Genomic DNA, 22,735 nt, shown 5'->3' on the forward strand with positions numbered 1-22,735 from the left:
CGGCCCCCACGGGACCGGACTCCGTGGGCGCGGACTCCGTGGGCTCCGCCCCCGTAAGCCCGGGTTCCGAAGGCGCGACCCCCGCTGGTCCGGCGCCGGGCGGCGGTGTCCTGGCCGGCGTCCTCATCGAGGTACGCGACGGCCGGGTGGTCGCCGTGCGCCCGGGCGTGGCCACGCCGCCGCCCGGCGCGGTGGTGCTGCGCGGCCTGACCGTGCCCGGCCTGGCCAACGCGCACAGCCACGCCTTCCACCGCGCCCTGCGCGGCGCCGCCCAGGTCAGCCCGGCCGCCCAGGCCGCCTCCCCGAGCGCCACCACCTCCTCATCCAGCGCCTCCTCGTCCACCACCTCCTCGGGCGCCGGCCCCGCCAGTGCCCGCCGTGGTGGCGGGCGCGCCCCGGACTCGTTCTGGACCTGGCGCGAGGTCATGTACGGCGTCGCCGAGCGGCTGACCCCGGACAGCTACCACGCGCTCGCCCGCGCCACCTACGCCGAGATGGCGCTCGCCGGCATCACCAGCGTCGGCGAGTTCCACTACCTGCACCACGCCCCGGGCGGCGCCCGCTACCAGGACCCCAACGCCATGGGCGAGGCCCTCCTCGCGGCGGCTGCCGACGCCGGCATCCGCATCACCCTCCTCGACACGGCCTATCTCTCCGCGGGCTTCGGCGATCCGCCCACCCGCCCCCAACTGCGCTTCAGCGACGGCACGGCCGACGCGTGGGCGGAGCGCGCGAGCGCGCTGGGGGCGCCCGAACACGCCCGGCTCGGGGCGGCCATCCACTCCGTACGCGCCGTGCCGGCCGACCAACTGGCCACCGTCGCCGGCTGGGCGGCCGGTCGGAACGCCCCCCTGCACGTCCACCTGTCCGAGCAGACCGCCGAGAACGACGCCTGCCGCGCCGCGCACGGCCGCACCCCCACCGAACTGCTCGCCGAACACGGCGCGCTCGGGCCGCGCACCGTCGCCGTGCACGCCACGCACCTGACCAGCGCCGACATCGCCCTCCTGGGCGGCGCCCACACCGGCGTGTGCATGTGCCCCACCACCGAACGCGACCTCGCCGACGGCATCGGCCCGGCCGTGGCCCTCCAGGAAGCCGGCTCGCCGCTCTCCCTCGGCAGCGACAGCCACGCCGTCATCGACCTGCTCGAAGAGGCGCGCGCGATGGAGCTGGACGAGCGGTTGCGCACCCGGGCCCGGGGCCACTGGACGGCGACCGAACTCCTGCACGCCGCGACGGCGGCCGGTCACGCGGCGCTGGGCTGGCAGGACGCCGGCCGCATCGCTCCCGGGGCGCTCGCCGACCTCACCACGCTGGCGCTGGACTCGGTGCGCACCGCCGGCCCGCCACCGTCGCTGGGCGTGGAGACCGCCGTATTCGCGGCGTCCAGCGCGGATGTCCGGCACACGATCGTCGGCGGTCGCCATATCGTCCGAGACGGGGCGCACGCCCTGCTCCCCGACGTGCCCACCGCACTGGCCCAGTCCATCGCAGCCGTGCTCGGCTGAAGGAGAACCACCCCGCGATGACCCCCAACACCCCCACGGGCGCCGGCGCCCCCGCCGGCCGGCCCACCGCCACCCCCGGCAGCGCCCACAACGCCCGCACGACGACTGCCATCACCCACATCAGCACCCTCGTCACCAACGACCCCTCCCTCGGCGAAGGCCCCCTCGGTCTGATCCAGGACGCGGCGCTCGTCATCGACGGCGACCGCATCGCCTGGGTCGGTGTCACCAGCAAAGCACCCGCCACTGACAGTCACCTCGACGCCGCAGGTCAGGCGGTCATTCCCGGCTTCGTGGACTCGCACTCGCACCTGGTGTTCGCCGGCGACCGCACCGCCGAGTTCAGCGCGCGCATGTCCGGCAGGCCGTACACCGCGGGCGGCATCCGCACCACCGTCGCCGCCACCCGGGCCGCCAGCGACGAGCAGCTCGAAGCCAACCTGCTGCGCTACCTGCGCGAGGCCGCCCGGCAGGGCACCACGACGCTGGAGACCAAGTCCGGCTACGGGCTCACACCGCACGACGAGGCCCGCGCGCTGCGGGTCGCCGCCGCCCACACCGAGGAGACGACGTTCCTCGGCGCGCACATCGTCGCCCCGGAGTTCGCCGACGACCCCGCGGGCTACGTGGACCTCGTCACCGGGCCGATGCTCGACGCCTGCGCCCCGTACGCCCGTTGGGTGGACGTCTTCTGCGAGAAGGGCGCCTTCGACCGGGACCAGGCGCACGCCATCCTCAGCGCCGGCAAGGCGCGCGGTCTCACCCCCCGGGTGCACGCCAACCAGCTCACGTACGGGCCCGGCGTCCAACTCGCCGTCGAGCTGGACGCCGCCTCGGCCGACCACTGCACGCACCTCACCGACGCCGACGTCGACGCGCTGGCCAGCGGGGACACGGTGGCCACGCTGCTGCCAGGGGCCGAGTTCTCCACCCGCGCGAAGTGGCCCGACGCGCGCCGGCTGCTCGACGCGGGCGCCACCGTCGCGCTGTCCACGGACTGCAACCCGGGCTCGTCCTTCACCAGCTCCATGCCGTTCTGCATCGCCCTCGCCGTACGGGACATGGGCATGACGCCGGACGAGGCCGTCTGGGCGGCCACCGCGGGCGGCGCCCGGGCCCTGCGCCGCGACGACGTCGGCTACCTGCGCCCGGGCTCCCGCGCGGACCTGGCCCTGCTCGACGCCCCGTCGCCGGTCCACCTGGCCTACCGTCCCGGCGTCCCGCTGGTCACGGCCGTCTGGCGGGGCGGCCAGCGCGTCTGAACCCGTCGCGCCCGGCCCGCGCCGCCCCCGCCCACCGGAAGCCTCCCGTCCGGTAAGCCCTCCACCCGGGGAGCCTGCCGTCCCGGGAGCGGCGGCGCGGGGCGGGGCGGGCTCCGGCGCGCCCGGCGGCCCCGACCGCCGCCCGTGGGCGCCGTGGCGGCCGTTGTCAGTGGCCCGTGGGAAGGTGTCCCCAGCGCGTCGGGACCTCGCCGCGCGCCCGCCGCCCCGCGAAGCTGGAAGAGATGCACACCCCCGATCCGCGCCGCACCACCGCCGCCGCCGGCGATACCGCCAACGGCGACACCGGCCCCGCCCCGTCGGCCGTCAGCGCCCCGCCGCCCGGCGCGACGGCCGGCGACGCCCGCGCGGCCGGGTCGCCCGCGACCGGCGCCGACGACGCGGACCACCCCCGCGTCGGCTGGACCGAGGGCGAGGTGCCGCACACCGCGCGCTGGCGCTCCGAGAGCGGTGCGCCGGCGCCCCGGCGCGTGGCGGTCGGCGACGACCGGATGACCGCGGACGCCGCGTACAAGCTCGTCTGCGAGGGCACGGCGGTGCTCTGGCGCGGCGACTACCACAACGCGCGCCAGCTCCTGCAGGCCATGGCCCGCCGCGCCGACCGCAAGCGCCCCGCCCGCAAGCGCCGCCGTGGCGCGACCAGCCCCGCCACCCCCGTGGCGGGCGACCAGGGCGCGCCCGACGAGTCGCCCGCCCACGCTTTCCACCTGCACCGCAAGGCCCAGGCACAGCGGGCCCGGCTGCTCGGCATGCTGCTCGTCCCCCTCGAACCGGGGCCCGACGCGAACGCCGGCCCCCGGGTGCCGCTGCGGCGGGCGCCGGACGTCGGCGCGGCCTGCCGCGAGGCGTGGGGCGCCGGCGACGCGGCCGAGCCCGCGGTGATCTCGCTGCGGGAGCTGCTCGGCCTCATCGGCGCCCACGAGTGGCGGCGCAAGGGCGTGCCGATCCCGGCGCTGGGCGGCGAGCGCGTGCACGCGTACTACGGCGTGTTCTCGCCGGTCCGTGGGGAGTACGTGGACCTGGTGGCCGAGGCGCCGCTGCCGGCGGGCGCGCCCGAGGTGGCGTTCGACATCGGCACCGGCACCGGGGTGCTGGCCGCGCTGCTCGCCCGCCGGGGCGTACGGCGCGTGGTGGCCACCGACCAGGACCCGCGTGCCCTCGCCTGCGCGCGCGAGAACGCCGCCCGGCTCGGGGTCGCGGAGCGCGTGGAGGTGCGCGCGGCCGACCTCTTCCCGCCGGGCCGGGCCCCGCTCGTCGTCTGCAACCCACCCTGGGTGCCCGCCCGGCCCAGCTCACCGGTCGAGTACGCGGTGTACGACCCGGACAGCCGCATGCTGCGCGGCTTCCTGGACGGCCTGGCCGCCCACCTCGCGCCCGGCGGCGAGGGCTGGCTGATCCTCTCCGACCTGGCCGAACACCTCGGCCTGCGCACCCGGGCCGAGCTGCTGCACCTCATCGACGCGGCCGGCCTGCGCGTGCTCGACCGCCTCGACACCCGCCCCCGGCACAGCCGCGCCACCGACCCGACCGACCCACTACACGCGGCGCGCGCGGCGGAGGTCACCTCGCTGTGGCGGCTCACCGCGATATCCGGCGCGCCGCCCTCGGACACCGCCTAGCCCGGCGCGTGCGCCCCGGCGCCCGCGCTCCGGCGCCCGCGCCCCGCGCCCGCGTGGCCGGTGACGGCCGGCCAGGTCCGCGCGCGGCGTGGTCCGGGCCACGGCTCAGTCCGTGAGCTGCCGGTCGCGTTCGGCGATGGCCAGGTCGTTGATGCTGGCGTAGCGCCGCCGCATCAGGCCGTTCGCGGCGAACTCCCACTGCTCGTTGCCGTAGCTGCGCCACCACTGCCCGGCCGCGTCGTGCCACTCGTACGTGAAGCGGACCGAGATGCGGTGGTCGGTGTACGTCCACAGCTCCTTGCGCAGCCGGTAGTCGAGTTCGCGGCGCCACTTCTCGCGTAGGAAGGCGCGGATCTCCTCGCGTCCGCGCAGGAAGACGTCCCGGTTCCGCCACTCGGAGTCCTCGGTGTACGCCAGCGCCACCCGCTCGGGGTCGCGGGAGTTCCAGGCGTCCTGCGCCGCCTGGACCTTGCGGCGCGCGGTCTCCTCCGTGAACGGCGGCAGGGGTGGCCGAGTGGACATGTCGCTCTCCTTCGTCCGGGCGCGGCGGCGCCGGGCCCCGAACGGCCGGGGCACGGAACGGAGAACGGTCGTTCTCCCGCGTTGCCGCGTACGATAGGAGAACGCTCGTTCTCCGCGCAAGCGGCGACCGTGCCCACGGCCCACGGTCGGTGGTCGGTGGCCGAGGGCGTCGGGCGATGGTCGCGAGGATGACGGCGGGTGGCCGAGTGCCGCCCGGACACGTGAGAGGCGAGGCGGGACAGGGATGACGGTGGGCGGGACGGCCGAGGAACAGGCGCGGACGCGCGTGGTGGAAGCGGCCGAGGAACTGTTCTACGCGCGCGGGGTGCGCGCGGTCGGCATGGACGCCGTGCGCTCCGCCGCCGGTGTCTCGCTCAAGCGCCTCTACCAGCTCTTCCCCGCCAAGGACCACCTGGTGGAGGAGTTCCTGCGGCGCCGGGACCACGCCTGGCGCGCCGCGCTCGCCCGCCACGCCGACGCCCGGCCCACCCCGCGGGCCCGGCTGCTGGCGGTCTTCGACTGGCTGTACGAGTGGTTCGCCGAGCCGGACTTCAGGGGCTGCGCCTTCCTCAACTGCTTCGCCGAACTCGGCGGCACCTCGCCGGCCGTGGCCGAGGCGGCGCGCGCCCACAAGGCGGCGGTACGGGCCTACCTCGGCGAGCTGACCGCCGCCACGGGCGCGCCCGCGCCCGAGCCGCTGGCCGACCAGTTGGCCCTGCTCGCCGAGGGCGCCATCGCCACGGCCGCCGTCACCGGTTCGCCGGAACCGGCCCGCGCGGCCCGCGCGGCGGCCCAGGCCCTGCTGGCGGCGGCGGGCGTCGAGGGCGGCGGCGCCGACGGGCCCGCCACGCACCCGGCGGGCCCCGAGGGGAGCGAGGCCGGGGCCGCGCCACGCCAGGCCCCGGCCGCCCCCCGTACCGCGACGGCCCACACGGACCCGGCCGGCGGGTGACGCCACCGCCCCGCCCGCGCGTGCGTGCGGCGGGGGGAGGTCCGACCCCCCGGGGAGCCGGGCCGGGCCGGGCGGTGGTCGCCCTTACGCGTCCGCCGCCGCCGGCACCTCAAGCACCGCCTTGCCCGGCACCCGGCGCCCCGCCAGCGCCCGCGTCGCCTCGCCGATCCGGGACCAGTCGCCGCGCCAGGCGATCTGCGGGTCGAGGGTGCCGGCGGCGAGCAGCCCGGCGAGCCAGGTCAGGTCCTCGTCCAGCCGCGTCGCGTCCTGGAGCAGGTGGAAGGTGGTCAGCGTGCGGTTGTGCCGGCCCTGGTCGCCGAAGAGCGCCCCGAACGGGAAGGTCTCGCCGACGCCGGACGCGTGGCCCACCGACACCAGCGTGCCGTGCGCCTCCAACGCCGCGTAGGCGGCCACCAGTTGGTCGCCCCCCACCGTCTCGACCACGCCGTACACCGGCCCACTGGGCACCAGCCCCGCGCCCTCGCCGGGGTGTGACGGGGCCGACGCTTCCGCCGTAGCCGTCCCCGTCGTCCCCGCTGCCCCGGTGAGCCAGACCTCGTCGGCGCCCAGCGCGCGCAGCGCCTCGGCGTGCGCCGGGGTGCTGGTGGAGGCCACCACGTGGGCGCCACCGAGGGCCGCGAGTTGGACGGCGAACCGTCCCACGCCGCCGCCCGCGCCGGTGATCAGGACGCGGCGGCCCAGCAGGGGGCCGAGGCGGCGCAGCGCGCGCAGCGCCGACCCGGCGGCCACCGGCAGCGTGCTGGCCGCGGCGAGGTTCACGCCGTCGGGCACGGCGCCGATGAGATCGGTGTCCACGGCGCGGAGTTCGGCCCACGCGCCGCCGTCGCCGAGGGTCACCACCCGGTCGCCGACGCCCGGCCCCGAGCCGTCGGCGGCGGCTCGTACGACGACGCCGGCGGCGTCCCAACCGGGCACCGCCCCCGCCGTGCCGCCCGGAATGACTCCGTCCACCTCGCCCCGATTCAGCGAGAACGCCGCCACCCGCACCAGCGCCTGCCCCGGACCCGGCACGGGGTCGGGGGTCTCCGTCAGGCGCAGTCCGTCGGGGGCGCTGGGGTCGATTGCCCATGCGTGCATGGCTCACTCACTTCCTCACGGTATCCGGGGTCGGCGACCCCGGCAGCGCGATAGTGCCACTCAGTGGCATAAGCCTGCAAGGGGCTCTTGCCTCCGCAAGGCGGGCGCGTGGGTAGACTCCCCACGTGACCTCCGCAGCCGCCACCCCCACCGGCCCGACCCCGCACGATCCGGCGCGTCAGCTCCCGTTGCGCGAGCGCAAGAAGCTGCGCACCCGGCAGGCGTTGGTGGACACGGCGCTGCGCCTCTTCACCGAACAGGGTTTCGCGGAGACCACGCTCGACCAGCTCGTGGACGACGTGGAGGTCTCCAAGCGCACGTTCTTCCGCGCCTTCTCCTCGAAGGAGGACGTGGCGCTCGCGCCCGAGAAGGAGCTGTGGGACACCTATCGGCGGCGGATCGAGGCCGCCTCGCTCGCGGGCCCGCTGCTCGACGCGTACCAGGACGCGCTCATCGCGGCCATAGCGGACATGTCCGACGGGTGGGAGGGTCGGTTCCTGATCAGCCGTGCCCTCGCCGACCGCACGCCGGCCCTGACCGCGCACAGCCTCCAGCACTGTGCCGAGGTGACGGACGCGGTGGTGCGCACGGTCGTCGCCAGGCTCCCGGCCGACAGCGGGATCGGCGAGCTGCCGGCTCGCCTGCTGCTCGAACTCATGGTGGCCGCCTGGCGCAGCGCGCTCAGGGAGTGGTCGGCCGCGGCCGACGACGCGGCGCCGACGGCCGACGCCGGCCGGGACCGGGAGGCCCTGCGCGCCAGCGTGCGCGCGGCCTTCGCGGCGCTCCCCGACGTGGCCACCCTCGTCCGCGCCTGACCTACCCGCGCCCCGGGGCGCCGCCCCCACCGGCCGCCGCCACCGCCACCGACGCCCGCCGTCCGCGCGGCGGCCCGGAAACGGACGCGGCGGCCCGGAAACGGAGCAGGGCCCCTCCCGATCGCGGTCCGGGATGGGCCCTGCTTCCGAGGTGCGGCCGGCTGTGACCGGCGCGCCGTCGGCTCCGTAGCGGTGGTGCGGTGGTTATTCCTCCAGCGTCAGGCCCTTGCGAAGTTTGGTCAGCGTGCGAGAGAGCAGACGTGAGACGTGCATCTGGGAAATGCCGAGCTCCTCGCCGATCTCCGACTGCGTCATGTTCGCCACGAACCGCAGGGAGAGAATCTTGCGGTCGCGCGGCGGAAGTTCGGCGATCAGCGGCTTCAACGACTCGACGTACTCGATGCCTTCGAGTCCGTGGTCCTCGTAGCCGATGCGGTCGGCGAGCGCGCCCTCGGTGTCGTCCTCTTCCGGTTGGGCGTCCAGCGAGCTCGCGGTGTACGCGTTGCTCGCGGCCATGCCCTCGACGACCTCTTCGTTGGTGATGCCCAGGCGCGACGCCAGCTCGCTCACGGTGGGGGCGCGGTCGAGCTTCTGCGCCAGCTCGTCGCCGGCCTTGGCCAGGTCGAGCCGCAGTTCCTGCAGGCGTCGCGGGACGCGCACCGACCAACTGGTGTCGCGGAAGAACCGCTTGATCTCGCCGATGATGGTCGGCATGGCGAAGGTCGGGAACTCGACGCCTCTGCTCAGTTCGAAGCGGTCGATCGCCTTGATCAGGCCGATGGTGCCGACCTGGACGATGTCCTCCATCGGCTCGCTGCGGGAGCGGAACCGAGAGGCGGCGAACTTGACCAGCGCCAGATTCAGTTCGACCAGAGTGTTCCGGACGTACGCGTACTCGTGCGTGCCTTCCTCAAGCGATTCAAGGCGCTCGAAGAGGGTCTTGGACAGGGCCCTCGCGTCGACCGCTCCGACCTGGTCGAAGGGCGGGATCTCGGGCAGCTCCGCGAAATGGCCGGCGTGCGCCGGGTCTTCCGGCGCGATGTCCGTCCGGGCGTCCGGGGTCGGTGCGAGGTCGGCGTGCGGGGGCGAAGGTGTCGACGAGGCGGGGTTCCGAAGGTGTTCGGTGCGCGGTTCGTCGAGCCGGGGTGACATGGGAGTCCTCCATCATTCTCGGCATGTGGCTGCCGAAGCCATATCGTCGTGCTGCGGTGAGCGGCGCCTCCAAAGCCGGGCCGTGTTCGGGTGTGTCCTACTACGCCTACCCGCATTGACCCGGAAGTGGCAAGTGCGTGTTGTCCGTATTTGGTGATATATGCCAGTTGTTCGGCTACCGCACGGCGGATCGAAGGCGTAGGGTTCGAGGCGCGCAATCGAAAGCCACGAGACACCAGAAGAGGTGCGTGCATGGACCGCGGGATGGTCGGCAGCACGAGCAGAGGCCGACTGCGAGTCGAGGTACGACACCAGGGGGCGAGTGCGGTGGTGACTCCGGCAGGTGAGCTCGATCACCACACCGCCGAGTTGCTCCGTGAGCCACTGGAGCAGTGCGTGACCGACGGGCAGTCCCGGTTGGTCGTGGACTGCTCGCGGCTGGAGTTCTGCGATTCGACGGGTTTGAACGTGCTCCTCGGGGCACGACTCAAGGCGGAGGCGGCTGGGGGTGGTGTCCACTTGGCGGGCATGCTCCCGGTGGTGGCTCGGGTCTTCGAGATCACCGGAGCCGAGGCCGTTTTCACGGTGCACGACACGTTGGAAGCCGCGCTCGTCGAATGACGCGGGGCTGGTCTGTTGCGTGCGCTTCATGCGTGCGTTACCTGAGTCACACAGTCCGGGGCGAATAAGTGGGTGTTCTCACGCCGCATCCGGGCAGGAGACAGCTAAATCTGCTCGATGCGACAGGCAGCCCCTGTCCTAGATTCGGTGAATCGGTGAGGTGATGCGCTGATGAGCTCCGCGCGGCCGTGCTCGCCGGGCGACCGCGGCCCGGAGTCGGGTGCCACTGCTCCGGCCCGCCCGTCGAACGGACAGACCCGCCGACTCGCCCTGATCGACGCCAGCGGTGCCGTGCCACGCGCCCGCGACTTCGCACGGGAGGCGCTACGCGACTGGGGCTGGTTGCCCGCCGCGAACGCGGACCAGCGCGCCGCGGCGGAGGACGTGCTGCTCGTCGTCTCGGAGCTGGTCACCAACGCGTGCCTGCACGCCGAGGGGCCCGAGGAACTCCGGGTGAGCTGCGACGCCAAGTCGCTCCGCCTTGAGGTGCGCGACCGGGGCACGGGCACGCCGGCCCCGCGCACCCCGCACCGCGCCGGACGCCCCGGCGGCCATGGGATGTTCATCGTGCAGCGCCTCTGCCTGGACTGGGGTGTCGTACGGAACGCCGACGGTGCCGGAAAAACGGTCTGGGCGGAACTCGCCGCGCCAGGCTGACCCGCCCGTTCGCCCACTCCGCCGCAGCACGCCCGTCGTGGGCCCCGTACCCCTTCCGTACGGGCGTCCGCGCCGCTCCGTACGCCGTGCCGCCACGGCGACATCGCCCCACTCCCGCCGGAGCACCGCTGTCCGCGCCGCTCCGTACGCCGTGTCGCCCCGCGCCGGCACTCCGTACGCGCCGACACCACGCGCCCCCGTACACCCCCGCGCCCCGACCTCCCCCGGCCGGGGCTCCCGCGCGTTCCAGGGTCCGCTCCCTTCCGGGCCCCGCCCAGTCGCCGCCTACGCGCCCCGCGCGCCCGGGCCCGGCCCCGCCACCCAGCCGCTGCGTACCCGTCGCACGCGCCCCGTGGCGCCCTCCTCAGGGCCCGCCACCACACGCACCCGGCCCCGGACCCCGGCCTGACCCCGTAACCGGCGCCTCCGGCCCGCGCGCCGTACCCGCCTCGTAGCCGCCCGCGCGGCAGAGCCGCCCAGGCTGCCCGGCGCACGCTCCGCCTCCCGCGCCCCCCGTACGGCATCCCGGCCCGCGCGCCCATGCCCCCCACCCCGGCCGGCGCCCCCGTACGACGGGCGCGCGGCCTTCCCCGGGGGTGGACGCGCCGAGGGCCCCGGCGCTGGTGCGCCGAGGCCCTCGGGGTGTTTCAGGTGGGTCGGCCCGCTGGGGGCGGGCCGGGGGGCGGGGACGTCAGCGGACGTCGCCCATCATCTGCACGACCTTCTTGCGGTACATCCAGATGGCGATACCGGCAAGGACCGCCAGCGAGGCTTCCGCGGCGACCACCCCTTCACCACTGAGGTCCACGCCGGCGATGGAGAGCAGGCCCGTCGTGCAGTCGCCCGCGGTGACCGCGAGGAACCAGACGCCCAGCATCTGGCTGGCGTACTTCTCGGGCGCCATCTTCGTGGTGACCGAGAGGCCGACCGGGGAGAGGCACAGCTCACCCATGGTCTGGAGCATGTAGATCGAGAGCAGCCAGCCCGGGCTGACGGTCGAGCCGTCGTTGGCCATGCTCATCGGGATCACGAAGACGAAGAACGAGGCTCCGGTGAGGACCAGCGCCATGGCGAACTTCACCGTGGTGCTGGGTTCCTTGTTCCGCCGGGCCAGCGCCAGCCACATCCAGGCGAAGACCGGGGCGAGGGCCATGACCCAGGCCGAGTTGACCGACTGGAACCAGGACGACGGGAAGCGGATGCCGAAGACGCTGTCCGCCGTCTTCGTCTCGGCGAAGGCGGACAGTGTCGACCCGCCCTGGTCGAAGATCATCCAGAAGACGGCCGCCGCGGCGAAGAACCAGATGTAGCCGCTGACCTTGGTCTGCTCGAGCTCGGTCAGTTCCTTGTCCCGCTTGATGCGGACGAGCACCGCGATCGGGATGACCAGGCCCGCGATGGTGATCGGCACGAGCGCCCAGTTGAGGGTGAAGTGACCGGTCAGGGTGACCACGGCGTAGAACGCGGCCGTGGCCGCCGTCCAGATCAGACCCTTGCGGAGCCAGCTCTTGCGCTCCTCGATGTTGAGCGGGGTCGGCACCTGGCTGGAGAGCGGGCTCAGGTGGCGGGTGCCGATCAGGAACTGGATCAGGCCCAGCGCCATGCCGAGCGCGGCGATGGCGAAGCCGAGGTGCCAGTTGACCTCCTGGCCCACCGTGCCGATGATCAACGGCGCGGCGAAGCCACCGATGTTGATGCCGATGTAGAAGATCGTGAAGCCGCCGTCACGGCGCGGGTCTTCCGGGCCCTCGTAGAGGTGGCCGACCATCGTGGAGATGTTGGCCTTCAGCAGGCCGGAGCCGAACGCGACGAGCGCCAGGCCGCCGAAGAACGGCAACTGTCCGGGCACCGCGAGCAGCAGGTGGCCGGCCATGATGATGCCGGCGGCGATGGCCACGGTCTTCCGCGGTCCCCACACCCGGTCACCGAACCAGCCGCCGGGCATCGCCAGGAGGTAGACCATGGCCAGGTACACGGAGTAGATCGCGACCGCGTTGGCCTCGGTCATCTCCAGGCCGCCGCCTTGGCTGCCGTCCTTCGAGTCCGGACCGCCGGAGATCAGGTAGAGGACGAGCAGGGCCCGCATGCCGTAGAAGCTGAAGCGCTCCCACATCTCGGTCATGAAGAGAGTGGCCAGGCCGCGAGGGTGGCCGAAGAAGGTCTTGCCGCCGTTGGCAGGGGTTCCCTGCTTGGCCGCGCCCTTCGTCAGGCTGGACGCCATGGTTGTTCCTTGGGGGGCTCGGGACGCGAGGCCAAGACGGCTAGCCGGAATCAAGATCACGCGCCCGGTCGGGTAGCCGGCTTCGACGACGCGTCGCCCACCCCCCGTCCCGCGGGGGGCGGTACCCATGGGGGGAACCGGGAAGGGCGGTCACACCGCCGCGCTCCACGCCCCCCGCGCGAGGAACACGCGGCGGACCCGGCCGGCAGGTCATTCACTGTGCTTGACGGGGCTGGTGGCTCCAGTCCCGGGCACAAAGAAACCTTTGGCGCGTCTTGCGAACCAAAGGTCTCAGGGCAGTGCTACAGACGTTCCGTCACCATACGCCAGACGCGGGGCACGAATGGAAGGCGATGAGACGTAACTCACGACACATGGTCGCAACTTTTACCGCGCATTTGAAGAGAACTAGTCACTCGCTCACGATGACCTGATAACGGTCTAACACACACCAGATCGCCCGCGGCGCGCCGGGGCCGGCAACAGGGGCCCGGCGGGGGCCGTTTGGCCTCCGGTAGGCGCGGCTCCGGCCGGCCCGGGAGGCGTCGCGGCGGCTCGACCGCGCGGGGCGAGCCGGGGTCGGCGGCGTCGACGGTGTCGGCGGCGGCGTCCGGGCGAGGCCGCCCGCGCGTGGCGTGGGACACGTTCCACGGGGGACCGCAGGGGCGCGCGGGAGCGCGTGGCGGGCGCCGGGGGCGTACGCGGGAGGGGTGGCCACGGCTCGCGGGCCACCCGTGGTCGGCGGGCCGGGCCCCGCGAGGCGTCCGTCGAGACGAGGGCGCAGGCCCGGCCCTTCTCCGGTCGGTCGCGGACTACCATTCCCGCATGACCCGAGTACTGCTCGCCGAGGATGACGCGTCCATCTCGGAGCCGCTCGCCCGCGCTCTGCGCCGCGAGGGGTACGAGGTCGAGGTGCGCCAGGACGGCCCCACCGCGCTGGACGCTGGCCTGCAAGGCGGCGTCGATCTGCTCGTCCTCGACCTCGGCCTGCCGGGCATGGACGGCCTGGAGGTCTGCCGGCGGCTGCGGAACGAGGGCCACGGCTTCCCCGTGCTGGTGCTCACGGCCCGCGCCGACGAAGTAGACACCGTTGTCGGACTGGACGCGGGCGCCGACGACTACGTCACCAAGCCGTTCCGGCTCGCCGAACTGCTGGCCCGGGTGCGGGCCCTGCTGCGCCGTGGCTCCGCCGAGGCGCAGCAGCCGCAGCCCGCCACCCACGGCGTACGGATCGACGTCGAGTCCCACCGGGCCTGGATGGGCGACGAGGAGTTGCAGCTCACCGCCAAGGAGTTCGACCTGCTGCGGGTCCTGGTCCGGGACGCGGGCCGGGTCGTCACGCGGGACCAGCTCATGCGCGAGGTCTGGGACACCACCTGGTGGTCCTCGACCAAGACGCTCGACATGCACATCTCCTGGCTGCGCAAGAAGCTGGGCGACGACGCCGCCAACCCGCGCTACATCGCCACGGTGCGCGGCGTGGGCTTCCGGTTCGAGAAGAACTAGCGCGGGACCCGGCGGGGAAAACCGGTGGTAAGCACCGGAAACTCGCGGATATGGCGAAAGTCGACAGAAAGCCAGTAAAAAGCCGACAGAATACGGGCGGAAGACTGGCCGGAACCGCACCTGAACGCTGAACACTCAGCGCTGACCCGAACACGGTAGTGGGCCCATGCGTCGCCGTTTGATCAATTCCACGCTCGCGGTGGTGCTCGTCGTCATCGCCGTCTTCGGCGTCTCCCTGGTCATCGTGGAGACCCGCACGATCGAGAACAGCGCCCAGGAGAGCGTGGAGTCCGAGGCCCTGCGGCTGCTCAGCATCGTGGACGGGCGGCTCATCGGCGGCGAGGCGGTCACCCCCAAGGTACTGAGCGAACAGATCACCACCGACCGCTACGCCCGCATCACCGTCCCCGGCCAGTCCACCCCGCTGGAGATCGGCGACCGCCCGTCGGGCGGCGTCATCGCCGCGGAGGAGAGGGGCGCGAAGGGCGTGACGGTCCGGGTCGAGGAGTCGCACGGCACCGTCGGCCGGGAGATCGGCCGCACGTTACTGATCATCCTGGCGGTGGCCCTGCTGGCCGTCGCGGCGGCCGTCATCCTCGCCGTGCGGCAGGCGCACCGGCTCGCCGCGCCCCTCACGGACCTGGCCGAGACCGCCGAGCGCCTGGGCTCGGGCGACCCGCGGCCCCGGCACCGGCGGTACGGCGTCCCCGAACTCGACCGGGTCGCCGACGTGCTCGACGCCAGCGCCGAGCGCATCGCGCGGATGCTCACCGCCGAGCGACGGCTCGCCGCCGACGCCTCGCACCAACTGCGCACGCCGCTGACCGCGCTGTCCATGCGGCTTGAGGAGATCACGCTCACCGACGAGCCGGAGACGGTCAAGGAGGAGGCCACCATCGCGCTGGCCCAGGTCGAGCGGCTGACCGATGTCGTGCAGCGGCTGCTCACCAACTCCCGTGACCCGCGCTCCGGCTCGGCCGTCGCCTTCGACCTGGACGAGGTCGTCAAGCAGCAGATCGAGGAGTGGCGCCCGGCCTCCCGCAGCGAGGGGCGGGCCATCGTCCGCTCCGGCAAGAAGGGGCTGCGGGCGGTCGGCACCCCGGGCGCGGTGGCCCAGGTGCTGGCGACGTTGATCGAGAACTCGCTGATGCACGGCGGCGGCACGGTGGCGCTGCGCACCCGGGTCACCGGCAACCAGGCCGTGGTCGAGGTCTCGGACGAGGGTCCGGGCGTCCCCGCCGATCTCGGCGCCCGCGTCTTCGAGCGCACGGTCAGCGGTCGCAACTCCACGGGCCTCGGCCTCGCCGTGGCCCGCGACCTGGCCGAGGCGGACGGCGGCCGACTGGAACTCCTCCAGCAGCAACCGCCGATCTTCGCCCTCTTCCTCAGCCGCGAGGCCGACTCCGCGCACGAGGCGTGAGCCGTACGTACGGAGGCGTGGCGTACGGAGGCGCGGCGTACGCGGGCGTGGGCCCGTACGTACGCGGGCGTGGGCTGCGCGTACCAGGCGAGAGCCGCCCGTACCAGGCGAGAGCCGTGGAAGCGGGATGGCGCCCAGCGCGGGGCGCTGGGCGATGGTCCCGGCGGCCGGATTACTTGGCGCGGCCGGCCTGGGCGCGCTCGCGCCGCTCGGCCGTGGTGAGGAACGACTCGGCCGTCTGCACCGCCTCGCGGGCGGGCAGCGCGCGGAACACCCAGGTGCGGTACGACCAGAAGCGGAAGAGGGTCGCGATGCCGATGCCGACGAACTTGAACACGTTGCTCTGCAGCGGGGTGTCCCAGTCGAAGCCGTACGTCGCGGTGTAGAGGATGCCGTTCTCGATCACCAGGCCGATGGCGCTGAAGAGCAGGAACAGGCTCAGCTCCTTGGCCCGGCCGCTCTTGTCGCGGTCCCGGTAGGTGAAGTACCGGAATCCCACGTAGTTGAAGGCGATGGCGACGACCGTCGCCAGGATGCTCGCGCGCACCACGGGCAGCTCGGTCATGTGCCGGACAAGGTTGAAGACCGCGAGATTGACGAGAAGGCCCACACCGCCCACGGCGCCGAACTTGGCGACCTCGCGCATGAGCAGTTCCAGCCGCATACGCAGCGCGGGCCGTTCACTCATAGTGATCGTCTTACTCCGTATCGCGGTTGTCGGCATTACTCCATCTGCTTCATGCTAACCAGCCGCGGCCGGGGGCGCGTCCGGGTATCGCGGATCACGGCCCTGGCCGACCTTGGAGGTTCCTACGAGCGCGCGCGGGGCCCGTTGGCTGATACGGCTACCCTGGGTGGGTGACGTTCCCTGTAATTGGCATGGTCGGCGGGGGCCAGCTCGCGCGCATGACGCACGAGGCGGGCATCCCCCTCGGCGTCAAGTTCAAGCTCCTCAGTGACACCCCGACGGACTCCGCGGCGCAGGTCGTCGGCGATGTCGTCGTCGGCGACTACCGCGATCTGGAAACCCTTCGTAGCTTCGCACGAGGCTGTGACGTGATCACGTTCGATCACGAGCACGTGCCGATGGAGCACCTGCGGGCCCTGGAGGCCGACGGCATCGCGGTCCGGCCCGGCTCGCGGGCGCTGGTGCACGCCCAGGACAAGGGCGTCATGCGGGCCAGGCTCGACGCGATCGGGGCGCCGTGCCCGCGCCACCGGATCGTCGCCGACCCCGCCGACGTCGCCCGGTTCGCCGCCGAGGGCGACGGCTTCCCCGTCGTCCTGAAGACGGTGCGCGGCGGCTACGACGGCAAGGGCGTCTGGGTCGTGCGCGACGAGGCCGAGGCGGCCGAGCCGTTCCGCGCCGGCGTTCCGGTGCTGGCCGAGGAGAAGGTCCCCTTCGTCCGCGAGCTGGCGGCCAACGTGGTGCGCTCGCCGCACGGCCAGGCCGTCGCGTACCCCGTGGTCGAGTCGATCCAGGTGAACGGCGTCTGCGACACGGTCATCGCCCCCGCGCCCGACCTGGACCCCGAGCTGTCCACGCACGCGCAGCAACTCGCCCTGCGGATCGCCGAGGAACTGGACGTCACCGGCCACCTGGCCGTGGAGCTCTTCGAGGTCCAGCGCCCCGACGGCCCCGCGGTGCTGGTCAACGAGCTGGCGATGCGCCCGCACAACTCGGGCCACTGGACCCAGGACGGCGCCGTCACCTCGCAGTTCGCCAACCACGTGCGCGCCGTGCTCGACCTGCCGCTGGGCGACCCGCGCCCGCGCGCCCGGTGGACCGTGATGGCCAACGTCCTGGGCGGCGACTACCCCGACATGTACGGGGCGTACCTGCACTGCATGGCGCGCGACCCTGGCCTGAAGATCCATATGTACGGTAAAGATGTGAAGCCCGGCCGCAAGGTCGGCCACGTCAATACCTACGGCGACGACCTGGCCGACGTGCGCGAGCGCGCGAGCCATGCCGCCGGTTACCTGCGAGGAACGATCACGGAATGACTTCGCCGCTCATTGGGATCGTCATGGGGTCCGACTCCGACTGGCCCGTCATGGAAGCCGCCGCCAAGGCCCTGGACGAGTTCGAGATCGGCTACGAGGTCGATGTCGTCTCCGCGCACCGGATGCCCCGCGAGATGATCGCGTACGGGGAGCGGGCCGCGGATCGCGGGCTCAAGGCGATCATCGCCGGCGCGGGCGGCGCCGCCCACCTGCCGGGCATGCTGGCCTCCGTCACGCCGCTGCCGGTCATCGGCGTGCCGGTGCCGCTGAAGTACCTGGACGGCATGGACTCGCTGCTGTCCATCGTGCAGATGCCGGCGGGCGTCCCGGTCGCCACGGTCTCGGTCGGCGGCGCCCGGAACGCGGGCCTGCTCGCGGCCCGCATGCTCGCCGCGTACGACCCGGACCTGCTGGCCCGGATGCGGCAGTTCCAGGAGGAGCTGAACGAGCAGGCCACCGAGAAGGGCAAGCGCCTGCGGGCCCGCGTCGAGGGCTCCGGCGGCTTCGGCTTCGCGAAGTAGCCGGCCCGGGCGTCGCGAGGCGGCCGGTTCCGGTGACGCGCGCCAGCCGCCGGCGCCGCGCCGTACGCCCCGCGCGCCCGCCCCGCGACCTGCCGCGCACCCCGCGCCGCGACCCGCCCCGCACGGCTCGCGGCACCTCGGCCGCCCGCCGCCCGTCGTTTAGCGCCCGCCCGCGACGGGGAACCCAGCATCCGCGGAAACGATGTCAGCACGGAAGCGCGGAAGCGCGGAACGATGCCGCCACCGCCGGCACCACCACCGGCGACCGCACCACCGCACGCGCCAGCGACAGCGCGCGCGACAGCGACGATGGGGATGTGAGTGACCGTGTCACGTGAAGGCGCCAGCGACGGGCAGCAGTCGGAATCCGGGCCGGCCGTGGTCGCCCCCGCCCCCGAACTCCTGGCCCGCGCCCGCGAACTGCTCGCCGAGTACCCCGTGGTCGACGGCCACAACGACCTGCCCTGGGCGCTGCGGGAGATCGGCTACGACCTCGACGAGCGCGACCTGGCCACCGACCTGAGCGCCCACCAGCACACGGACATCCCGCGCATGCGGGCCGGCGGCCTCGGCGCGCAGTTCTGGTCCGTGTTCGTCCGCTCCGACTACGCCGGCGACCAGGCGGTCAGCGCGACCCTGGAACAGATCGACGTCGTACGCCGCTTCGTCGACCGTTACCCCGACGACCTGCGGCTCGCCCTGACCGCCGACGACATGGAGGCGGCCCGCGCCGAGGGCCGGATCGCCTCGCTCATGGGCGCCGAGGGCGGCCACTCCATCGACTGCTCGCTGGGTACGCTGCGCGCCCTGTACGAGCTGGGCGTCCGCTACATGACACTCACCCACAACGACAACGTGCCCTGGGCGGACTCGGCCACCGACGACCCGGGCGTGGGCGGCCTCAGCCCCTTCGGGCACGAGGTCGTGCGCGAGATGAACCGCCTCGGCATGCTCGTGGACCTCTCCCACGTGGCCCCCACGACGATGCGGGCCGCGCTGCGCACCAGCGAGGCCCCGGTGATCTTCTCGCACTCGTCGGCGCGGTCCGTCTGCGACCACGTGCGCAACATCCCGGACGGCGTCCTCGAGCAACTGCCCGCCAACGGCGGCGTGGCGATGGTGACGTTCGTACCGAAGTTCATCCTGCCCGAGGCCATCGAGTGGACCCTGGCCGCCGACGCCAACATGAGCGCCAACGGCCTGCACCCGCTGGACACCTCCGCCGAGGGCATGCGGGTGCAGCGCGCGTTCGAGGCGGCGAACCCGCGCCCGCTGGCCACGGCCAAGACGGTCGCCGACCACCTGGACCACATGCGCGAGGTCGCGGGCGTCGACCACCTGGGCATCGGCGGCGACTACGACGGCGTCGCCTTCACCCCCGCCGACCTCGCCGACGTCTCCGGCTACCCCACCCTCATCGCCGAACTCCTCGACCGCGGCTGGTCGGACGCCGACCTGGCCAAGCTGACCTGGAAGAACGCGGTCCGGGTACTCCGCGCGGCGGAGGACGTCTCCCGCGACCTGCGAGCCCGTCGGGGTCCGTCGATCGCCACCTTCGAGGCGCTGGACGGCAAGAGCAGGCGGTAGCGGCTGGGGCTGGGGTGGGGCTGCGCCTGCGGCTGGGGTGGGTTGGGTTGGGGTGATGCTGGCCGGGCTGGCGCTGGCCCGGCCCCGGCCAGGCACGGCCTTCTGACCGTGGGTGGTTGGGCTTGGCGCCGTCGCGGCCGGTGATGATCGGACGATGACCACTTCTGTCCTTCGCGAACCCCGGCCGCCCGCCCACCCTCATGCTGGTGTGAGCCTCCGACCCGGAGGACAGCCAGGACAGCCAGAAGGGGCCGCCATGGGCGATCACCGCAAGCCGGACCCGGACCCCGGCCAGGGGAAGCCGCCCCCCGGCAACTCCGACGGAAAGGTGCCGAACCCGCCGCCGCCCTCGGGCAACCGGCGGAAGTAGCCGTGCCCGCGCCCCGACTCCGCCGCCGCCAGAACCGGTTGGCCAACGCCATGGCGAGCGAGGGTCTGTGGCCGGCGGACTCCCCGTGGGTCCGCCCCGCCATGCGGGCCCTACCGCGCCACGCCTTCGCCCCGGACCGGCTCTGCGCCTGGACCGGCCACGCGTACGCGCCCGTCGATCGGGCCGCGACCCCGGGCCGGTGGGCCGACCTCGTCTACGGGGGCCCGTACGACTCCACCGTCATCCAGGTGACGGACGGCTTCCCCAGCTCCAGCCTGAGCTGCGAGGCGGTGGTGGCCGACATGCTCGACTCCCTGATGCTGGAGCCCGGCCACGTCGCCCTCGAACTCGGCGCGGCGACGGGTCGCAACGCGGCGCTCATGGCGCACGGCGTCGGCCCCGACGGGCGGGTCACCACCATCGAGGCCGACCCCCGACTGTCCGACCTCGCGCGGCACAACGTGTCCGCGGCCGGCGCCCGCGTCACCGTGCTGACCGGCGACGGAACGCGCGGAGCGCCCGCGCACGGCCGCTTCCACCGGGTCATGGCCACCTACGCCGTCGACCTCGTCCCCTGGGCCTGGGTCGAGCAGACGCGACCCGGCGGCCGGATCGTGGCCCCGTGGGGACGGCTCGGCCACGTCGCCCTCACCGTCGCCGCCGACGGCCGCTCGGCGAGCGGCTGGATGCAGGGGCTGGCGACCTTCATGCCCAGCCGTGGAACGGACCAGGGCCGGCCGTGGGAGACGGTCAGGGGAACCGCCCCGCCGGACGAGGAGACCCCCATGGCACGGGACGACCTGGCCTCGCTGCACACCGACGCCAACCTCCTGTTCGCGCTGCGGGTCGCCCTGCCCGACGTATGGGTGCGCACCGAGGCGCCCCCCGACCGGCGAGCGACCGCCTGGCTGCACGACGGCCACTCCTCCTGGGCGACCATCGTCAGCCCGGCCGCCGGACCCGCCCTCGCCTACCAGGGCGGCCCGCGCCGCCTCGCCGCCGAACTCGACGCCGCCTGGCGCGACTGGCAACAGGCCGGCTCACCCACGGTGTACGACTTCGGCATGACCCGCACCCGCGAGGAGCAGCACGTCTGGAGCGGCGACCCGGTGACGGGCAGGCGGTGGCGGGTCGAGCGGGTGCCTCCGCCGGCCGAGGGGTGATGGTTGGGCGTCGGTGCCCCTGGTCAGCGCGCGGTGACAGGTACACCGGGCACGCCGCCTACGTGGCCAGGCCGACCCGGCGCGCGCACCGGCTACACCGCGCCGGCGGACCGTGGCATGAGTTGGCGCGCGTCGCGCAGGAGGTGGTTCGGGGAGTCGAGGGCGGGCCGACAGGTATCGGCCGCGTTACTCGCATGAGGAACGAGGGCAGCGTTCGCGATCCATCGTTCCACGGCCCCCGCCGCCGACTCCCTGCCCTCCACCGAGTCGCCTCGGCGCTCGGCGAGCAGAGCCCGGCGCATGGGGGCGCGCTCCGTAGCGCGACAACTCAGCCCTCGCCGGGCCCCGTACGGGTTCACGCCGGGGCAGGACAGACGAGCCGCGCCCGCTCGTAGAGGTCACGCGCTGTTTGGTTCTTCCGGTAGGGGCGAATGCGCTCGTGCATGGTGCGCATCGCGCGATCACACTGCCCCGATTGGACCTGCGGATAGATGTCAACAGCCATTCCCCAGGTCTGGCATGCCGCTTCCAGGTGCCCGACTTCGCACTGCCGCTCGGCGAGAATGGACAGATATCGGACGCGATTGCGTTGGTGCGAGTGGGGCCGGAGCTTGTCGGATTCCTGGAGCGCCTCGATCGATCCGGCGATATCGCCCAATCCATAGCGCACTTGCCCCACGTGGTAGGCCAGGGAAGAGGGACTGTAAGCACCGAAGGTCTTGGATCGTGCCTCGGCCTTTTCCATGGCCACTTCGGCTTCGCGGAGGTAGGTGAGCGCATCCCCTCCGTTGTCCATTGCCGCCGCGTGAGCCTGCTGGCCCGCCAGAAAGGCCCGCATGCGGGGCCCTGCCTGCGGGGATGCCGCCGCGGCGGCGTCGGCGAGCCTCATTGCTGTCTTGCTGTGGCCCAGGTCGATCGCCTGCACACTCATGCCGCGAAGGGTGGTGCAGAACGTGAGGTGGTCCTCGGCGGCACCGGCGAGTTTCAGCGCCTGTAGGTAGTACTGCTGGGCGAGCCCGTTCAGCCCTTCGTCCACTGCCATATAGCCCGTCAGATAGCAGAGGTCGGCGGCGGCCGACAGCATCGCCTTGCGTACGGATTCCGGTGCCTCCACATGCAGGTACGGAGCCACCGTGTTCACCAGGAATGCCGCTGCCATGGGACGGGCATGTCGGCCACCGAATTCGTCGTCCAACTCCGAGATGCGTTCGGTCATGGCCGTGACCATGCGAACCTCCGGCATCCCTATGCGCCGCACCTGGCCCTTCCGGGCAGCCTCCATGCGCCCCACGACATCGGGCCAGTCAGGAATGGCGAGGGCCACGGAGAAGAGTCCGGCTCCCACGATGCCGCGTCGCGTAGGGCTCATGTCGTCACTGCCGAGACGTACGAGGTCCGCGACGGTGCTGGGTGCGCCGGCCTCATCGTCGGTCGGCGCGGGGAAACCCGCGTCTGCCGGGTGCACCGGACGGCCGAGGCGGCGCGCCAAAGCCTCAACGATGAGCGGACGGGCATCTGCCCTCGGGGTGTGGCCCTGGAGCCACGCCCGCGCCGTCTGCGGACTGTAGGACCGGGGCGTTCCCCGTTCCGTCGCCAACCGGTTCACCTGCAGGGCGAACTGGCGCAACGTCCAGCCGGTCTCGCGGAACAACCGCTCCAGGTGCGCGTTGGGCAGGCGATCAGACATGCCCTCAACTCCTCGTGCTGGCAGCT

Annotated in this window: 18 protein-coding genes and 1 pseudogene; 13 read left to right on the plus strand and 6 right to left on the minus strand. The window is 73.3% G+C overall.

Annotated features, from left to right (window positions below; translation table 11 throughout):
* The first annotated feature begins 38 nt into the window (after nt 1–38).
* The 3 genes from AC3CHW_RS21970 to AC3CHW_RS21980 all read left to right on the plus strand — a co-directional run bounded on the left by AC3CHW_RS21970 (nt 39) and on the right by AC3CHW_RS21980 (nt 4,410).
* A complete protein-coding gene (locus AC3CHW_RS21970; RefSeq protein WP_488471132.1) occupies nt 39–1,511 on the plus strand; it encodes a formimidoylglutamate deiminase in 1,473 nt (490 codons plus the stop codon).
* Nucleotides 1,512–1,528: 17 nt separating this feature from the next.
* Complete coding sequence (hutI, locus tag AC3CHW_RS21975) at nt 1,529–2,773, plus strand: imidazolonepropionase (protein WP_488467605.1); 1,245 nt, start codon at nt 1,529–1,531, stop codon at nt 2,771–2,773.
* Nucleotides 2,774–3,015: 242 nt separating this feature from the next.
* The gene (locus AC3CHW_RS21980) at nt 3,016–4,410 is read left to right on the plus strand and encodes a methyltransferase (protein WP_488467606.1); all 1,395 of its coding nucleotides are present in this window, start codon (nt 3,016–3,018) and stop codon (nt 4,408–4,410) included.
* A 105-nt stretch (nt 4,411–4,515) separates the two neighbouring features.
* Here the strand turns inward: AC3CHW_RS21980 and AC3CHW_RS21985 are convergent, their stop codons facing one another.
* The gene (locus AC3CHW_RS21985) at nt 4,516–4,932 is read right to left on the minus strand and encodes a nuclear transport factor 2 family protein (RefSeq protein ID WP_176161984.1); all 417 of its coding nucleotides are present in this window, start codon (nt 4,930–4,932) and stop codon (nt 4,516–4,518) included.
* Nucleotides 4,933–5,176: 244 nt separating this feature from the next.
* Between AC3CHW_RS21985 and AC3CHW_RS21990 the strand changes: the two are divergent.
* Nucleotides 5,177–5,749: pseudogene (locus AC3CHW_RS21990) on the plus strand (TetR/AcrR family transcriptional regulator); the annotation flags it as partial.
* A gap of 219 nt (nt 5,750–5,968) precedes the next feature.
* Here the strand turns inward: AC3CHW_RS21990 and AC3CHW_RS21995 are convergent.
* Nucleotides 5,969–6,982: a zinc-binding dehydrogenase gene (locus AC3CHW_RS21995; RefSeq protein WP_488467607.1), complete on the minus strand. Its 1,014-nt coding sequence runs from the start codon at nt 6,980–6,982 to the stop codon at nt 5,969–5,971.
* 125 nt (nt 6,983–7,107) lie between these two features.
* Between AC3CHW_RS21995 and AC3CHW_RS22000 the strand changes: the two genes are divergently transcribed.
* Nucleotides 7,108–7,797: a TetR/AcrR family transcriptional regulator gene (locus AC3CHW_RS22000; RefSeq protein WP_488467608.1), complete on the plus strand. Its 690-nt coding sequence runs from the start codon at nt 7,108–7,110 to the stop codon at nt 7,795–7,797.
* A 204-nt stretch (nt 7,798–8,001) separates the two neighbouring features.
* Here AC3CHW_RS22000 and AC3CHW_RS22005 read toward each other — a convergent pair whose 3' ends face one another.
* The gene (locus tag AC3CHW_RS22005) at nt 8,002–8,949 is read right to left on the minus strand and encodes an RNA polymerase sigma factor SigF (RefSeq protein WP_488467609.1); all 948 of its coding nucleotides are present in this window, start codon (nt 8,947–8,949) and stop codon (nt 8,002–8,004) included.
* A 252-nt stretch (nt 8,950–9,201) separates the two neighbouring features.
* Between AC3CHW_RS22005 and AC3CHW_RS22010 the strand changes: the two genes are divergently transcribed.
* Together AC3CHW_RS22010 and AC3CHW_RS22015 are read left to right on the plus strand one after the other, a co-directional pair.
* Nucleotides 9,202–9,570, plus strand: coding sequence for an STAS domain-containing protein (locus AC3CHW_RS22010; protein WP_381163397.1), 369 nt, complete (start codon nt 9,202–9,204; stop codon nt 9,568–9,570).
* A gap of 171 nt (nt 9,571–9,741) precedes the next feature.
* Nucleotides 9,742–10,227, plus strand: coding sequence for an ATP-binding protein (locus AC3CHW_RS22015; RefSeq protein ID WP_398611470.1), 486 nt, complete (start codon nt 9,742–9,744; stop codon nt 10,225–10,227).
* A 691-nt stretch (nt 10,228–10,918) separates the two neighbouring features.
* Here the strand turns inward: AC3CHW_RS22015 and AC3CHW_RS22020 are convergent.
* Nucleotides 10,919–12,448 (minus strand): peptide MFS transporter, encoded by a 1,530-nt coding sequence (locus AC3CHW_RS22020; RefSeq protein ID WP_398611471.1) that lies wholly within the window; start codon nt 12,446–12,448, stop codon nt 10,919–10,921.
* A gap of 825 nt (nt 12,449–13,273) precedes the next feature.
* Here AC3CHW_RS22020 and AC3CHW_RS22025 point away from each other — a divergent pair.
* Nucleotides 13,274–13,954 (plus strand): response regulator transcription factor, encoded by a 681-nt coding sequence (locus tag AC3CHW_RS22025; RefSeq protein ID WP_187062624.1) that lies wholly within the window; start codon nt 13,274–13,276, stop codon nt 13,952–13,954.
* Nucleotides 13,955–14,120: 166 nt separating this feature from the next.
* On the plus strand, nt 14,121–15,374 hold the full coding sequence (locus AC3CHW_RS22030) for an ATP-binding protein (RefSeq protein WP_398611472.1): 1,254 nt from the start codon (nt 14,121–14,123) through the stop codon (nt 15,372–15,374).
* Nucleotides 15,375–15,546: 172 nt separating this feature from the next.
* Here the strand turns inward: AC3CHW_RS22030 and AC3CHW_RS22035 are convergent, their stop codons facing one another.
* On the minus strand, nt 15,547–16,062 hold the full coding sequence (locus AC3CHW_RS22035) for a GtrA family protein (RefSeq protein WP_398611473.1): 516 nt from the start codon (nt 16,060–16,062) through the stop codon (nt 15,547–15,549).
* 170 nt (nt 16,063–16,232) lie between these two features.
* Here AC3CHW_RS22035 and AC3CHW_RS22040 point away from each other — a divergent pair, with 170 nt between their 5' ends.
* The 4 genes from AC3CHW_RS22040 (at nt 16,233) to AC3CHW_RS22055 (ending at nt 21,022) form a co-directional block, all read left to right on the plus strand.
* The gene (locus tag AC3CHW_RS22040; protein WP_488467610.1) at nt 16,233–17,381 is read left to right on the plus strand and encodes a 5-(carboxyamino)imidazole ribonucleotide synthase; all 1,149 of its coding nucleotides are present in this window, start codon (nt 16,233–16,235) and stop codon (nt 17,379–17,381) included.
* Nucleotides 17,378–17,902 carry a 5-(carboxyamino)imidazole ribonucleotide mutase gene (gene purE, locus AC3CHW_RS22045; protein WP_398611474.1) on the plus strand — a complete coding sequence of 175 codons (525 nt, stop codon included), beginning with the start codon at nt 17,378–17,380 and terminating at the stop codon, nt 17,900–17,902. The genes AC3CHW_RS22040 and purE overlap by 4 nt, the downstream gene beginning before the upstream one ends.
* 378 nt (nt 17,903–18,280) lie before the next feature.
* Nucleotides 18,281–19,489 carry a dipeptidase gene (locus AC3CHW_RS22050; protein ID WP_381163474.1) on the plus strand — a complete coding sequence of 403 codons (1,209 nt, stop codon included), beginning with the start codon at nt 18,281–18,283 and terminating at the stop codon, nt 19,487–19,489.
* 372 nt (nt 19,490–19,861) lie between these two features.
* Nucleotides 19,862–21,022, plus strand: coding sequence for a methyltransferase domain-containing protein (locus AC3CHW_RS22055; RefSeq protein ID WP_488467611.1), 1,161 nt, complete (start codon nt 19,862–19,864; stop codon nt 21,020–21,022).
* A gap of 355 nt (nt 21,023–21,377) precedes the next feature.
* Here AC3CHW_RS22055 and AC3CHW_RS22060 read toward each other — a convergent pair whose 3' ends face one another.
* Nucleotides 21,378–22,709 (minus strand): NsdA family TPR-like regulatory protein, encoded by a 1,332-nt coding sequence (locus AC3CHW_RS22060; RefSeq protein WP_488467612.1) that lies wholly within the window; start codon nt 22,707–22,709, stop codon nt 21,378–21,380.
* Between the last annotated feature and the right edge of the window lie 26 nt (nt 22,710–22,735).

The organism is Streptomyces sp. MGP-BFMKR1 (assembly GCF_057766585.1).

What these genes read in the sequence shown, in the direction of transcription:
- AC3CHW_RS22025 (WP_187062624.1), top strand. Translation starts at nt 13,274, where the DNA reads ATGACCCGAGTACTGCTCGCCGAGGATGACGCGTCCATCTCGGAGCCG.
- AC3CHW_RS21985 (WP_176161984.1), bottom strand. Translation starts at nt 4,932, where the DNA reads ATGTCCACTCGGCCACCCCTGCCGCCGTTCACGGAGGAGACCGCGCGC.
- AC3CHW_RS22010 (WP_381163397.1), top strand. Translation starts at nt 9,202, where the DNA reads ATGGACCGCGGGATGGTCGGCAGCACGAGCAGAGGCCGACTGCGAGTC.
- AC3CHW_RS22005 (WP_488467609.1), bottom strand. Translation starts at nt 8,949, where the DNA reads ATGTCACCCCGGCTCGACGAACCGCGCACCGAACACCTTCGGAACCCC.
- AC3CHW_RS22035 (WP_398611473.1), bottom strand. Translation starts at nt 16,062, where the DNA reads ATGAGTGAACGGCCCGCGCTGCGTATGCGGCTGGAACTGCTCATGCGC.
- AC3CHW_RS21980 (WP_488467606.1), top strand. Translation starts at nt 3,016, where the DNA reads ATGCACACCCCCGATCCGCGCCGCACCACCGCCGCCGCCGGCGATACC.
- hutI (WP_488467605.1), top strand. Translation starts at nt 1,529, where the DNA reads ATGACCCCCAACACCCCCACGGGCGCCGGCGCCCCCGCCGGCCGGCCC.
- AC3CHW_RS22020 (WP_398611471.1), bottom strand. Translation starts at nt 12,448, where the DNA reads ATGGCGTCCAGCCTGACGAAGGGCGCGGCCAAGCAGGGAACCCCTGCC.
- AC3CHW_RS22015 (WP_398611470.1), top strand. Translation starts at nt 9,742, where the DNA reads ATGAGCTCCGCGCGGCCGTGCTCGCCGGGCGACCGCGGCCCGGAGTCG.
- AC3CHW_RS21995 (WP_488467607.1), bottom strand. Translation starts at nt 6,982, where the DNA reads ATGCACGCATGGGCAATCGACCCCAGCGCCCCCGACGGACTGCGCCTG.
- AC3CHW_RS22060 (WP_488467612.1), bottom strand. Translation starts at nt 22,709, where the DNA reads ATGTCTGATCGCCTGCCCAACGCGCACCTGGAGCGGTTGTTCCGCGAG.
- AC3CHW_RS22030 (WP_398611472.1), top strand. Translation starts at nt 14,121, where the DNA reads ATGCGTCGCCGTTTGATCAATTCCACGCTCGCGGTGGTGCTCGTCGTC.
- purE (WP_398611474.1), top strand. Translation starts at nt 17,378, where the DNA reads ATGACTTCGCCGCTCATTGGGATCGTCATGGGGTCCGACTCCGACTGG.